Origin of the sequence: Hymenobacter polaris (assembly GCF_012927305.1) — a bacterium.
Taxonomy (GTDB): domain Bacteria; phylum Bacteroidota; class Bacteroidia; order Cytophagales; family Hymenobacteraceae; genus Hymenobacter; species Hymenobacter polaris.
On the sequence record NZ_JABBGH010000004.1, the window covers coordinates 19,993 to 33,770 of the forward strand.

11 protein-coding genes are annotated in these 13,778 nt (G+C 60.9%); 5 read left to right on the forward strand and 6 right to left on the reverse strand.

Features of this window, described 5'->3' with window-relative positions; translation table 11 throughout:
* Positions 1-19 precede the first annotated feature (19 nt).
* From HHL22_RS21905 to HHL22_RS21915, 3 genes are all read right to left on the reverse strand, one after another.
* Positions 20-448 carry an anti-sigma factor gene (locus HHL22_RS21905; RefSeq protein ID WP_169533572.1) on the reverse strand — a complete coding sequence of 143 codons (429 nt, stop codon included), beginning with the start codon at positions 446-448 and terminating at the stop codon, positions 20-22.
* On the reverse strand, positions 445-1,059 hold the full coding sequence (locus tag HHL22_RS21910; protein ID WP_169533573.1) for an RNA polymerase sigma factor: 615 nt from the start codon (positions 1,057-1,059) through the stop codon (positions 445-447). Before HHL22_RS21910 ends, HHL22_RS21905 begins: the two co-directional genes overlap by 4 nt.
* 89 nt (positions 1,060-1,148) lie before the next feature.
* Positions 1,149-1,739, reverse strand: coding sequence for a recombinase family protein (locus tag HHL22_RS21915; protein WP_169533574.1), 591 nt, complete (start codon positions 1,737-1,739; stop codon positions 1,149-1,151).
* 1,242 nt (positions 1,740-2,981) lie between these two features.
* On the opposite strand from HHL22_RS21915, the gene HHL22_RS21920 reads away from it, so the two are divergent.
* Positions 2,982-3,977: a replication initiation protein gene (locus tag HHL22_RS21920; protein WP_169533575.1), complete on the forward strand. Its 996-nt coding sequence runs from the start codon at positions 2,982-2,984 to the stop codon at positions 3,975-3,977.
* 70 nt (positions 3,978-4,047) lie between these two features.
* On the opposite strand, the gene HHL22_RS21925 is transcribed toward HHL22_RS21920, so the two are convergent.
* A complete protein-coding gene (locus HHL22_RS21925) occupies positions 4,048-4,674 on the reverse strand; it encodes a DoxX family membrane protein (protein WP_169533576.1) in 627 nt (208 codons plus the stop codon).
* A gap of 594 nt (positions 4,675-5,268) precedes the next feature.
* Between HHL22_RS21925 and HHL22_RS21930 the strand changes: the two genes are divergently transcribed.
* The 4 genes from HHL22_RS21930 (at position 5,269) to HHL22_RS21945 (ending at position 10,260) form a co-directional block, all read left to right on the forward strand.
* Positions 5,269-6,081, forward strand: a complete 813-nt coding sequence (locus tag HHL22_RS21930) for a helicase domain-containing protein (RefSeq protein WP_169533577.1) — start codon at positions 5,269-5,271, stop codon at positions 6,079-6,081.
* A 9-nt stretch (positions 6,082-6,090) separates the two neighbouring features.
* Positions 6,091-6,804, forward strand: a complete 714-nt coding sequence (locus tag HHL22_RS21935; protein WP_169533578.1) for a 3'-5' exonuclease — start codon at positions 6,091-6,093, stop codon at positions 6,802-6,804.
* Positions 6,805-7,149: 345 nt separating this feature from the next.
* Positions 7,150-8,265, forward strand: a complete 1,116-nt coding sequence (locus HHL22_RS21940) for a Gfo/Idh/MocA family protein (RefSeq protein ID WP_169533579.1) — start codon at positions 7,150-7,152, stop codon at positions 8,263-8,265.
* Between the two features lie 888 nt (positions 8,266-9,153).
* Positions 9,154-10,260 carry an SGNH/GDSL hydrolase family protein gene (locus tag HHL22_RS21945; RefSeq protein ID WP_169533580.1) on the forward strand — a complete coding sequence of 369 codons (1,107 nt, stop codon included), beginning with the start codon at positions 9,154-9,156 and terminating at the stop codon, positions 10,258-10,260.
* Positions 10,261-10,339: 79 nt separating this feature from the next.
* Here the strand turns inward: HHL22_RS21945 and HHL22_RS21950 are convergent, their stop codons facing one another.
* The gene (locus HHL22_RS21950; RefSeq protein WP_206680756.1) at positions 10,340-11,569 is read right to left on the reverse strand and encodes a glycoside hydrolase family 27 protein; all 1,230 of its coding nucleotides are present in this window, start codon (positions 11,567-11,569) and stop codon (positions 10,340-10,342) included.
* Between the two features lie 156 nt (positions 11,570-11,725).
* Positions 11,726-13,678, reverse strand: coding sequence for a glycoside hydrolase (locus HHL22_RS21955; protein WP_169533581.1), 1,953 nt, complete (start codon positions 13,676-13,678; stop codon positions 11,726-11,728).
* Positions 13,679-13,778 lie beyond the last annotated feature (100 nt).

Here is a 13,778-nt window from a genome sequence, read left to right on the forward strand (position 1 = left end):
AGTCATGTTGCAAAAGTTTTTAGGAGAAAGCGAGTTGGCGCATTTGCCAGCGATGACGGACTAGCAACTCCAGGCACCGCCCGGCTACAAGAATGCCTCCCGCGGTGACCAGCATGGGAGCTAAGCTTTGAAAAGTCTGTACCAGCAGGGCGCCAAACAAGGATAGAAACACGACAACCATCCCCAGCATGAGTACGGCCACAACACTCAGCGCCCAGGGAAAAGCCGGCTTGGCCCGGGGCAATTGCGCCAGGACGCTCGCGGTGAAGTCGACCGGAAAAGGAGGTGGCAGCAAGTGCTCCACCGCCGTGAATACCTGGTGGTAGGTAGCGACCCGGCCCTGGCACAGGGGACAGCCGCGGAGGTGAGTTAGTTGAGCGGCGGTCAGCAAGGCAACCGATTCGGCGGCCTCCTGAAGGGTCCGCTCGGCAAGATGGGGGCTCGTCATAAGTCGTCGCGTTGGTAAGTGGCCAGCAGGTGGTGCTTTAATAGTTTTCGCGCCCGGAAGAGGTAGTTTTTCACGGTGCCGCCCGGTAGTGAGGTTATCTGAGCAATTTCCTCGTAGCTCAGTTCCTGCTGGTGATACAAGGCAATTAAGGTGCGGTAGAGCGGGGGCAACTGTTCGATGGTCGTGCTCAAGATGTCAGCCAGGTTCTGGCCGAACAGGGCCGTTTCGGGGTCATACTCCGTGCCCGCAACCAGCGGGGGCGGAGCGCGGCGGCCCTCTTCCACTGCGCTATCCGGTTCGGGTTCCGCGGGGTCCACCAGTACCAGCTGCTTCTTTTCCAGGTACATCAAGCACGTGTTGTAGGTGATTTGCCCGACCCACGTGGAGAATTTTGCCTGAAACTTAAAACCGGCTAAATTCTTGAAAACCTTTAGATACACGTCCTGCCCCACATCGGGTCGGTCGGCCGGATGGCGAATCATTTTGGATACCATCTGCGAAACCAGCCCCTGCGTGCGCTGCATGAGTTGCCCAAAGGCCGCGGTGTTTCCCCCTAGCACCTGCGCCACAAGCTGCTGGTCGGTTGCGGAAGAGGTGGGCGGGTTGCTCATCAAGGCATGAGACTGGTCAGTTAGAGTCTTGTTGCACTACGACACTTTAGTGGGGGTTCCATTTTTGGAAAGGCTCCGATACCAGTCATTCAGGTGGGCGTGGCAGTGCCGCCAGTGGGCACGCCCAAGTGCCCGAGGTAGCGGTAGATGGTGGCTCGGCCGACGCCGAGCAGCTGGCCGATTTCGGCCACCGTTTTGTCCTGCTGCAAGTACAGGGTCTTCGCCGCCTGGGCTTTGGAGAGGGCCTCCTTGGACAGCCCTTTGGGCCGGCCGCCCTGGCGCCCCCGGGCCCGGGCCGCCGTCAGGCCGGCGTTGGTCCGTTCGCGGATAATGTCGCGCTCAAACTCGGCCAGCGAAGCGAACAGGTTAAACATGAGCCGGCCCTGGGCCGTGGTGGTGTCCAGGTGGTCCTGTAGGCTGACGAAGTGAATGCCTCTGTCTTGAAATCCTGTTACCAACGTGACTAGGTCTTTGAGCGAGCGGCCCAGGCGGTCGAGTTTCCAGACCACGAGCGTGTCGCCCCGTCGCAGCCGGGTCAGCAGGTGTTGGAGCGCCGGACGCTCTTTCACAGATGACACTTTTTCTTGTGCTACCTCCGCGCAGCCGTAGACCTGCAAGGCATCGAGTTGCAGGTGTAGCTGTTGGTCGGCGGTGCTGACGCGGGTATAACCAAAAATCATAGGTGTTTTTCTCACAAAGTCAAGGCGAGCGAAGATAGCGAGCCGTTGATTCGTGAGAACAAGCAATGAGACGTTTTATCGTAGCTTGGCCAGGCGGTTTGGTGGGGGCGGTGAGGGAAGCGAAAAAACGGCCGTTTCGCGAGACAGTCACCCGCGCACATTCCCCCTACCGATACTTTCTGTTCCTACTCTTGTGCGACCCCTTCTATCACTGGGATCAGATCCTCGGCAAACCAGTTGTCGGCAAGAGCGCCGGTAGATGGGCTATCCTGCAACAGATTAGTGGAAAACTGCCTTAGCTGCGCGTAGCGTTGCCGCAGTAAGGCCAAAGGCGAATCCAGATGATTACGGTTTAAGGCCTAGTAGGCTTACAGGGCCTGCTCTACTTGTTCCCGAGGATAGTCCCAAATATAGCTTCCCGCACCTACCCTGTAGGGTCTAGGTAGAAGTAAAACGTCAGGCACGACTATGGCGTGAGCTTATAAAACCTTTCCTTTCGCTAGGTGGAATCGGGGTAAGCTAGCCTAGCATTCCTGACTTATAAAACCTTTCCTTTCGGTAGTTCTAAGTCAGGATAGGGTGGGGTGAAATCTGTAAGCTGGCTTATAAAACCTTTCCTTTTGGTAATAGGAGTTGATTTTTACCCTGCTTAGCTGACTATCCTTCGCCAATTCGATTGGGTCTTCCCTAGATGGCAACTGGCTTATAAAACCTTTCCTTTAGGAAACCGAGTTTTAACTAGTTAATAGTCAGCACTTAGTATTATTATCTACTTAATTTGTGAGCGAGCAGCGAATGTTTAGGAACTCACATACATAGCTAAAGTTATTATAGCTATATAATTTCTTTAAAAAGTGCAAATTCGTTCCGTTTGGCTCATTAGGTCTCTTTTGTTTGTTTGTTTGCTCTGTTCGAGGGACCACCCCTTTTAGCTCTCCTAAAAGCCTTTTTTAGTTGATCATCACAAGCTTGTGAACTTTGTAGATATTTGTATCTATTTGTAGGGACCATAACCCACTATTCTTTAGTGGGTTATAAGGAACTTTGGAAAGGTTTTATAAGCGAAAGGAAAGGTTTTATAAGTCTAGCGGAAAGGTTTTATAAGCGAAAGGAAAGGTTTTATAAGTCTAGCGGAAAGGTTTTATAAGCGAAAGGAAAGGTCTTTCGGAAAAAACTTTCCTTTTTACTTTCCTTTGCGCTGGCCAAGGCTATCTTCGTTATCTCTTCTTCAGTGACTGTCCTATGCAAACCCTTGATAGTGTGATTAGTATCGCGAATGCAAACGTGACCGGTCTGGAAATTCGGCAGCACAATGCCATTACGACAGCGCGCTACGAGATGACGGCCTGTGAGATGGACATTGTGTTCTATCTGCTTTCGCTGCTGAAGAAGGAAGACCGCGTTGGTACCTTCTATCGGGTTAAGGTGCTGGACTTGCAGCACCTCACGGGCCGTCAGTGGAATTACCATCAGTTTCTGGAAGCTACCTCGGCGCTGCGCTCACGCGAGTACGTGATTGAGGATAACAAGCGAATTCTGCAAGTTGGCCTCCTAGCCTCGGCGGAATACATCAAGGGGGAGGGGGTCATTGAGTTGGAAGTTTCTGAAAAGATTCGTCCCTACTTAATTGACTTAAAGCGCAACTTTACCTCCTTCCGGCTGCAGGCTGCCTTCAGCCTGAGTAGTAAGTATGCCAAGCGTATCTACCAGATTGCCTCGCAGTGGAAAGACAAGTCCGAGTCCCGCACCTTTACCCTGCACGATTTGAAGGTTATGCTGGCCCTGAAGGATCCCAAAGGCATTGAGTCGGAGCAGTACACCAAGGTATCCATGTTTCAGAAGTATGTGCTGGACGTAGCCGTTTCTCAAATCAACCAGAATACCGATCTGCACATTGGCTATGAGCTTATCAAAAAGGGTCGCTCTTTCGAAAGTATTCGTTTTCAAATCAAGCAGCAGGAGCCCCAGCAGCTGCCCCTGCCCTTCGAGCAGCCGCTGGATGACTCGCGGGTGCAGATGGCGCGGCAGCGCCTAGCGGAGCTTGACATCAAGGATGCGCGCCTGATTGATCAAATACTGAGCGAAGCCCGCATGGTTGACGAACTCTTTGCGTTTTGCTACAAGCTGAAAACTGGTAAAATAAAGGCGGTATCTAATCCGGGGGGATTCTTTTTGACGGTCATTGGCCTGCGGAAAGCCCAAAGTGGAGTACAAAAAAAGAGCGTAACTAATTACTAATCAAAAGTATAAAATAGCATTAAGCCTTTTAGTAGGCTTTTATGCTATTTTATACTAGGTAAGATAGGGGTCATTTTAGCCAGGCGGCCGCCGAGGTGACCAGCCGCTGAAAGTAGCCTAGAGTCCCGCTGGAATTTTGCAGAAAGCTCACCGTGTACATCGGCAGCATCCATCCCAAACTGAGCAGGCCCGCGGCCAGTGGCAGGAAGCAGTAGCCCCACCAGGGGTAGGCGAAACGGGTCGTCACGCCCTGCGTAAGCGCGCGGACGACGACCAGCATGCGCGCGCGGTAGTGGGCGAGAATGAGCAAGAGCAGGCCGATGTAGAACGGCAACATGTACTGAAAGGCCACCATCTGCCGCAGATAGGTCAGGTCAATCACGAAAATCGTGACGGCGATCGGCAGCAACAGCAGCGCCCCGAGCAGGGCCGTGCGGTTCCACAGCAAGCCCAGGCTAGCCAGGATTTGGGACACGCCGATATAAGCGGTGAACGGCTGGTGGTCGAAACAGTACCAGGCTAGGTGCGAGAGGCTCACCTGTCCCAGGGGTTGGGCCAGGATCTCGGGCGTGACCCCAAACTGCAGCCCCACTAGTTTGCCTACTCCGTAGACGAAGAAAATGCCGGCCAGCAGCACGCGGGCCGTGAGAATAAAATAGTCCCAGCGGCGAGCGCGGAGGGAGGCAACAGCAGCCATGGTTGTGGAAAAAAGAAGGGGGTGTCTAGTGTACTATAACTCTAGTACACGACAAATATAGGTGAGATGCTTCGCCCTCCTAACTTCCTTGCAATAGGGTGTTATTCCTACTTTTAGCGGCCGCTTTTTTCAAGCTATTGCTTACACGTCCTAGCTCGCCAGCTAGTGGTCAAAAGCTCCCGTCTCCCAGCAAGACGTTTACGAAGGTGCGTTTGTAGCGTGTGATAAGCTGTCTGGGCTGCTTTCTTCCGCCGAGCAGGCAACGGCAAGCCCGCTTCATGCATCTTCGGGGCATGAAGCACCTCGGGTTACTCGGCTTCCTACTCACCACTGCGCCGGCCTGGGGACAAGGCCCAGCGACTCCGCTTCCAGATTCGGTCGCCTCCTACCTGGACGCGAGCCTGCGCTTGTTCGAGACCTATGCCCTCAACAGCAAGAGCCTCGATTGGCCGCAGCTACGCCAGCAACTCACCCAGCAGGCCCACGGCGCGCGCACCATCCGCGACCTGCTGCCCCTCTACCCCGGCGGGCGTGATGTAGGGAGTTATCGACCTCAAGCGGCAGTACAAGATTCGCGACGGCCACCTAGAGTTCGTGCTGGAAAACGACGTGAACATCCACGACGAGGTATTGCAGCGCGAGTTGGCCAAGTCTTCCGACGACAAGCTCAAGAACATCGTCGCCACCATCCAGCGCGACCAGAACGCGGTGATTCGCAACGAAACCGCCCCGGTAATGGTCATCCAGGGCGTGGCGGGCTCGGGCAAAACCTCCATCGCCCTGCACCGGATTGCGTTTCTGCTCTACCGCTACCGCGACACCATCGCGGCCAAAGACGTGCTCATTATCTCCCCCAACAAGGTCTTTGCCGACTACATCTCGAACGTGCTGCCAGAGCTGGGGGAGGAGCACCTGCCCGAGTTGGGCATGGAAGAGCTAGCGGCCGACTTGCTTAGCCACCAGTACCCGTTCCAGACCTTCTTCGAGCAGGTGGCCGCGCTGCTCGAGCAACCCGACCCCGGCTTCATCGAGCGCATTCAGTTCAAGTCGTCGTTGGAGTTTCTCGGCCGGCTGAACCAATACCTGCTGCACGTGGAGAACACGTACTTCACGGTGTGCGAGTTGCGGGTGGGGAGCGTGCTGGTGCCCTTGCCCTGTCTGCTGGCCCGGTTCAAGACCTACCACCGGGTGCCGCTGCTCAAGCGCTTTGCGCTGGTGGCCGAGGACGTGCGCGCCCACGTGCGCGACGCCGCCCGCCGCAAGCTGACCGTGGCGGAGAAGGCCACGATTGGGGAGGCCATTCCGCGCATGTTCCGGTTTCACCAGGTGCTGGACCTGTACCGGGATTTTTACCGCTGGCTGGGCCGGCTCGAGCTGCTGCGCTATGAGCCGGCCCAGCGCCTGTAGTACGCGGACGTGTTTGCCCTGATTTACCTGCGCCTGGAGGACAGCAGCGCCTACGACCACGTGAAGCATTTGCTAGTGGACGAGATGCAGGATTACACCCCCGTGCAGTACGCGGTGCTAAGCCGCGTGTTCGCCTGCCGCAAAACCATTCTCGGGGATAGCAGCCAGACGGTGAACCCCTACGGCGCGTCCTCGGCCGAAACCATCGAGCGCGTCTTCCCACAAGCCGAAGTAGTGAAGCTCTACCGTAGCTACCGCTCCACCATCGAGATTACAACCTTCGCCCAGCGCATCACGCCCAACCCCGACCTCATCCCCTTGGAGCGGCACGGGCCGCCGCCCGCCGTGGCCCGCTACGCCAGCCCGGGCGAGGAGCTGCAGGGCATTCGGCAGCTGCTGGCGGCCTTTCAGGGCAGCGGCTACCAGTCGCTGGGCGTCATCTGCAAGACACAACGGCAGGCAGCGGCGCTGCACCAAGCGCTGGCGACCTCCGGCGTGCAGTTGCTCACGGAGGAGTTCACGACGTTCAAAGAAGGCATTATTATCACCACGGCCCATCTGGCGAAGGGGCTGGAGTTCGACGAGGTGGTGGTGCCGTTCGCCTCGGCCCGCAACTACAAAACGGAAGTAGACAGGCGCATGCTCTACGTGGCCTGCACCCGGGCCATGCACCAGCTCACTCTGACATGCTCCGGGGAGGCCACCCCCTTCGTAGCCAGCTGAAGAACGTGGGATATTACCGCACGCTAGGGGTTATCAGGCTTTCTGGCAACGTGCTGCCGGAGCTGCTGGCTTCGCTTATAGTGTTCAGCTCCGGCTTGCGTTGGCCTGCTGTGCCGGAGGCGTACACCGGGCATGGCGGGAACGCCCGCTCCCGTATGCCGTATAGCCAGGTAGCTGTGAACAGCATTCACTGGCTACGCCGCTAACTGTCCCGTAAGCCGAATAACAGTTGGATTTACGCGCCCGCGTAGTTCTCCATACCCAAGTCCTGGCGCGTCTGCCACGCACGGCACGGATTAGCTGGGCTGGTCGGGCGGGGCCTCATCACTTAAACAGTAAGTAGTTATGTTCGACCGCAAGAAGAAGATTCGCTACGCCGTCGTGGCTGGCGGTCAGATTTCGCAGCAGGCGTTTATGCCCGGCATTGCGCGCACCAACAACTCCGAGCTGGTGGCCCTGGTGACCGGCGACCCGGTGAAAGCCGACGAGCTGGCCGACCAATACGACCTCAAAGCGTGGTCCTACGAGGAGTACGGCGCGCTGCTGGCCTCCGGCGAAATCGACGCCGTGTACGTGGCCACCCCCAATGCGCTGCATACCCCGTTTGCGGTGGCCGCGCTGGAAGCCGGCATACACGTGCTGCTGGAAAAGCCTATGGCTGCCAGCGTAGCGGAAGCCGAGCAAATCCTGGCCGCGCAGCAAAAAAGCGGGGCCAAGCTGATGGTTGCGTACCGGCTGCACTACGAGCCCGGCAATGTCGAGCTGTTTACGCGGGCCCACAACGGGGATTTTGGCGAGCTGCGGGCCTTCACTTCCACCTTCACCCAGGATGTAGCGGAAGCCAATTCGCGCGGCCACAACGGCTACTGGGGTGGGCCGGTGCCCGACATGGGGACCTACCCACTCAACGCAGTGCGCAACCTCTTTGACGAGGAGCCCATCGCCGTGCATGCCGTCGGCACGAAGACGCCGGAACGTGGCTTCAACTTTCACGATACGGTAGCCGTGACCCTGCGCTTTGCCAGTGAGCGCACCGCGCAGTTCACCGTCAGCTACGCGACGGCTCCGGCCGAGGGCTTCACCCTGGTCGGTACCAAAGCCACGGTGTACGCCTCACCCTGCTTCATGTTTGGACCCGAAGTAGGCATCTCGTATGTCGAGAAGACCAAAGAAGGCAGCCAGACTCATGACTTTAAGCCGGTTGAACAGTTCGGCAACGAAACCCAGTACTTTTCCGACTGCATCCTCCACGACCGGCACCCGGAAGCCGACGGAGAGGAAGGCCTACTAGATATGCGCGTGCTGGCCGCTGTCGAGCAGTCGCTGGCTACCGGCGAAACGGTAGCCTTGCCCCCCGTGCAGCGCCGCCGCCGGGTGCAACCCGACCAAGCCCTGGAGCTGAAGCCCGCCAAGGAACCCAGCGAAGACGACATGATTAGCATTATCCCGCAATCAGCCTAGGCAGGTAGGTAGCTAGTAGTGCTTTCTGAGTGAGTGCCTGGCCTGTAGTAAGGGGCTGGGCCCTCGCGCACTTCGAGCACCTCCGTTTTGAGGTGCGACCCGGCGTGAGCGGCCGGGCCCAAAAAGCGCGTTGCAAGGCCGTAGTAATCGGCAAATAAGGCATGGCGGCCGTGACGTGCTCGCCCACCGCTTGCTGGCTGTGTCCTCTTACGCACATAAACAAGCCCAGTCGCCATTAGCCAGCGGCAGGTAGATGCTACTGCTGGCCCAGACCTAGTTAGCCTGCGTAGGCTTGGGCTGGTTGAGTGGCCGGTTCGGGGCGCAGCGCAACTCGTGCGCCAGTCGGTGGTGCATGGGCAAAGGCCTTGATTTGCAGCGCGTACAGGCGCCGGCGCCGAAAGGGCTACCGCGTCGGTGCCCGACGCGGTAGCCCTTTCGGCGCAAAGCGACCCGCAGGCAGCGGATGCCGTACAGGTCGGTTCCTGGACCTGCTGCCAGCGGTAGCGCAGCTTTTCGCTGATGCCTAGCTGGCAGACGGCGTACCCCAGTCGAGCAGCTCTCGCGAGCCAGGCGCAGGGCCTCTGTTTTGAACGCCTCATCGTACTTGCGGTGCTTACTGGGTTTATTCACGGACATCGTACTTGCCATCGGTAGTGAAAAGCACGTCCGAACTCTGTCTGCCCCAGCTAGACCACCTCCACAATGCCTCACGCTAACTTTGCTTCATCTAGCCAGTAACTAATTACAACCTGAAGCGTGAAAGCGAACTAGTGCCGTAGGTAGCCTGCTCCCCGGTACACTTCCCCCACGCAGCAGCAGACCGGTCAATAGGGTGTGCTTCGGGGAGCCGGCATCTCTTTTATTAGGCTATAAGATAGCACCTTATTTATGAGGCTTTCCTTTACGATGTTGCTGGTTGGGTGCAGCTGCTTGGCCGCCAGCCTTACGGCCTGGCCCACCCGGGCTCAGGGCCAGGCCACCGGGGTGCTGCCGGCCGCCGCGCTGCAACCCTGCGGCCGCACCCGGCTCAACCAGCAGCAGCTGGAGCTGATTAGCTCGGCGGCGCACGTCGGGTTCAGCTTCGAGGGCACCGAGTGCCGCGTGTACGCCGTGCTGCCCGGCGGCCAGGACCACAACTACCTGCAATACGAGCTGGACGGCGTGTACCAGAAGCGCCTGCGCGTGGCGGGCGGGGCGGCGGCCCCGCTCGTGCTAATGGCTCCGAGCGGCGGCAAGCATACGGCGTGGCTATACAAGGCCACCGAGGCGCACACCGGGGCCATTGCCATCCAGAAAATCACCGCCCAGCGGGTGCAGGCCCTGCCCGTGCCGGCGGGTCCGCTCATCGAGTTTATTGGCAACAGCATCACCTGCGGCGCGCTGGCCGACGCCTCGGAAGTGCCCTGCGGCACGGGCGCCTACCACGACCAGCACAACGCCTACCTAGCCTACGGCCCCCGGGTGGCGCGGGCGCTCCAGGTTAGCTACGTGCTGAGCAGCGTGAGCGGCATCGGGGCGTACCGCAACTGGAACAGCGCCGGGCCTACCATGCCGCAGGTTTATGAGAAGGTCGATTTTCAGGCCACCACGCCGATGCTGTGGAATTTCGCCGCGTATTCCCCCAGGGTCGTCAGTATTGCGCTGGGTACCAACGACCTGAGCGCCGGCGACGGCAAAAGCCCGCGCCTGCCCTTCGACAGCGCCAGCTTCGTCAATAGCTACGGGCAGTTTGTGCGGCTCGTGAAGGCCAGGTACCCGAAAGCCCGCCTCGCGCTGCTCAGCTCGCCCATGGCCAGCGGCCCAAACCGGACGCTGCTCGAGCACTGCCTCACGGCCATCAAGCAGCAAGCCGACGCCAGCTACCCGGCCGACCCACCCGTGGCGCTGCACTTTTTCCAGCCCATGCAGGCCCGCGGCTGCAACAGCCACCCCAGCGTGGAAGACCACGCCCTGCTAGCCAAGGAGCTGGAGCCGTTTTTCCGGCAGCTGCTGTAAGGTGGTTGGGGCTATCGGCGCCCCCCCCCCCCGGCCCCTCCCTTTTGGGGAGCGGGGGGGGGGGTAAATCGTGAGGCCACTACTTGCTGAGCATTAGCACCACCACGTCGTGGGCGGGTACGGTGGCGGCGAAAGGTTTTTTAGTGGTGCCCGCCGCTTGGCCGGCCCAGGGATTGCGTAGGCGGTAGGTGGTTTGGCGGGCGTCCAGCGTGGCCTTCGATAGCTCGTCGGTGATGGGCGTGGCCTGCCAGTCGAAGCGCATGGGTTGGGGCCGATGGCTGCGGTTGAGAAAGGCCACGGCCCACTTACCGCCGGCCAGGGGCTTGAGCCAGGTTTCGAGGCTGTCCTTGGCGGCGTAGCGGTAGCCCTGCACCCCGAGGGGGTCCTGGTCGATGGCCAGCACCTCCCGGTTGGTGAGGGTGGCTTTAGTGGCCTCGCTCATCTGGCGCAGGTCGTTGCCCAGGATGAGGGGGGCGGCCATCATGCACCACATCGTGAAGTGGGCGCGGTCCTCGCTGGCACTCATGCCGTTGCCGACTTCGAGCATGTCGGGGTCGTTCCAGTGGCCGGGGCCGGCGTAGGGGCGCAGCTGCGCCTGCTTGTCCATGATTTGCATGGTGCCGAAGGCCTTCCAACTGCCGTTGTTCTTGGTGCAGTCGAAGCAGTTGTAGATGTCGCCGGTGGTGCGCCAGAGCTGGCCTACGGCGGGCCCCCACTTCCAAGGCTCGTCGCTGCCCCACTCGCAGATGCTGAGCACCATCGGCCGCCCGGCCTTGCGCAGGGCCGCCGTGATAGTCTTGTAGGCGCCCTCGGCCTTGAGGCCCTCCGTGTTGCACCAGTCGTACTTGAGGTAGTCGACGCCCCAGGCGGCGTACTGCTGGGCATCCTGAAACTCGTAGCCCCGGCTGCCGGGCCGCCCGCCGCAGGTCTGCGAGCCGGCGTCGGAGTAGATGCCGAACTTGAGGCCCTTGCCGTGCACGTAGTCGGCCAGCGCCTTCATACCCGAGGGGAAGCGCTTGGCATCGGGCTGGATGAAGCCCTGCGCGTCGCGCTCGCCTTGCCAGCAGTCGTCGAGGTTGAGGTAGGTGTAGCCCGCGTCGCGCAGGCCCGAGGCCACCAGCGCGTCGGCCACCTCCCGAATCAGCTTCTCATCGACGTTGCAGGCAAACTTGTTCCAGCTGTTCCAGCCCATGGGCGGCGTCGGGGCCAGGCCCTCAAACTTGTGGTAGTTCTGGGCGTAGTTGTTGCCCTGGCTGAAGGCTGGCAGCGCGAGGCCGAGGCCCAGGGTAAAAAGAACGGCTTTTTTCACGGGTTGCAAATAAGGAAGTAAATTTGGATGGCACCTCACCCCCCGGCCCCCTCTCCTTGGGGAGAGGGGGAGCCTGACGATTACCGCCTAGGGTCGCCGTGGCTTCCCCTCTCTATGGAAGAGGGGGCCAAACCCAAAGGGGGCCCGTGAGGTGCCCTACTCGCTCGTGAGCGTGGCGTAGCTGGTGGCGGGCAGCGTGAAGCGGGCGTGGCCGCCCCGCACCGGCACGGGCGGCTGGGCCTGGTTGCCGTGGGTCTGGTCGGTGAGGTGCAGCTGCAATAGCTTGACGGTGGCGGGCAGGCCGATGAGCGTGACCGGCCGGGTGGCGCCGTTATTGACGACGTGCACGGCGTAGGTGCCCGTGGTGGGGTAGCCCAGGGCCGCGCAGGTAATGGCCGGCCGGTTGGCGGTGAGGGGCAGGTAGGCCACCTTTTTGGGCGTGGCGGCCAGCTGCTGCAAGTTCCAGAAGCGTTGGGTGGGGTGCAGCGGGACCGGATTGCCGAAGATGCCGCCACCGGCCAGCGGCGAGTAGTCGGCGGTGAGCTGCCACTGCAAGATGCTGAGCGGCTGGCAAATAGCTAATAAGCGCAGGTAGAGGCTGATTTCCTGCAGGGCATAGCTCGGCTCCTCGAAGATGGCCGGGTAGCCCCAGGCCTGGGCATCAATGCTGCCCTCGCCCACCAGCAGCGGCAGTTGCAGCTGGGTAGCCGCGTCGGCCCAGCGTTGCAGGGTGGGCGCGTTCCAGCCGCGCCACGAGTGAAACGACACGGCCCCGATGTAGGGCCGGGCCGCCGCGTCGTGCAGGGCCGGGCCGATGAAGGCGTAGCCGTTGGCGTCGGCCGTGTCGCCTAGCAGCAGCTTGGTTTTCAGGCCCCGCGCGGCAAAAACTGCCCCTAGGGCCTTGATGAGGTCGGCGTGCTCCTGCCCGGTTTGGCGCACGTTGATGCCCAGGTCCGACTCGTTGAAGGAGAACAGGTCGGCCTCTACGCCATATTGCTCCTTCAGGTACACCAGGTAGTCTGCGATGGACTGGTAGCTGGCCGCCAGATTGGCTTGGTTGAGCGGGGCGCCCCACTTGCCGTCGGGGCCCGGCCCGGTGCCGTTGCCCTGCTCGCCCACCACGGCCCACTGCGGCGCGTTCCAGGCGGTCACGATTACCGGCATGCCGAGCTTGCCCAGGCGCTGCGCCAGCTCCAGCGACTCGCGCACGTGCGGCGCCAGCTGCCCCTGCCGGGCGGCGGCCCTAGGGTCCTGGCCCAGCTCGGGCTGCCAGAACTTCCACGGCAGTTCCACGCGGCCGTAGGCCACGCGCATGTGCTGCAAGCAGTAGTCGATTACCTGCGGGTCGGCCTTGGGGTTTTGCAGCCGAAAATTGCCCCCGAAGCCCGCCCAGGCCCGGCCCGGTTGCGCCGAATTAAGGGTCAGCTGCACGGGCGCGCGGTCGATTTCGCCACTCACTTTCAGGGTAATAACGCGCTGCGCGGCTTGCCCCTTGGCGAGGCTGCCGGCCAGCAGCGGCACGTAGAGGGCCGGCTCCTTGGTTGCGGCATCGGGGCGCAGCTGCACTACCGTGGGCTCGGCAAAGCCCACGAGCAGCTGGCGGGTAGCCGACGCGATGCGCACCTGGCGGGCGGCGGGTACCGCATCCGGCAACGCGCTCACTGGCTTGGTGGCCAATATCTTGCCTTGCGCATCCAGCCACTGCACCGTGGCGCCGGCGTAGGCGGCCGGCGGCAGCCCCAGGCTCAGAAACGCCCCTAGGGCCGGGCGGACGGCCTCGTTGGTGGCCTGCACCGTGAGGGTGGCCTGGCCGGCGCCCGTGTCCTCCACGGTTTCGCGCAGGGCCAGGCTGTCGAGGCGCGTGGCTACGAGCTGCCGGGCGCCCTGGCGGGTGTAGGTGGGGCGCTGGCGCTCGTGGGCTGTCACCACGGCCGCGCGCCCGCCGGGCGGCAGCACTTGCAGGCTCGTGGGCACTTCCAGCAGCTGCCCCTGCACGCGCAGGCCCCGCAGGTTGCCCCAGGGCGCCAGCTCGGCTTGCGCGTGCGCAAGGTGGGGAGCGCCCGCCAGCGCCAGCAGGAAAGCCGCGCTTAGGAAATCAACTTTCTTCACTAGTAGGAAACGTGGAAAAGGATGCTGTTAGAGGTAAAAAGAACGTCATGCTCATCTGGCGTCCGCTTGCCGGAGCATCTCTACCGCGCCGCCTAGGGTC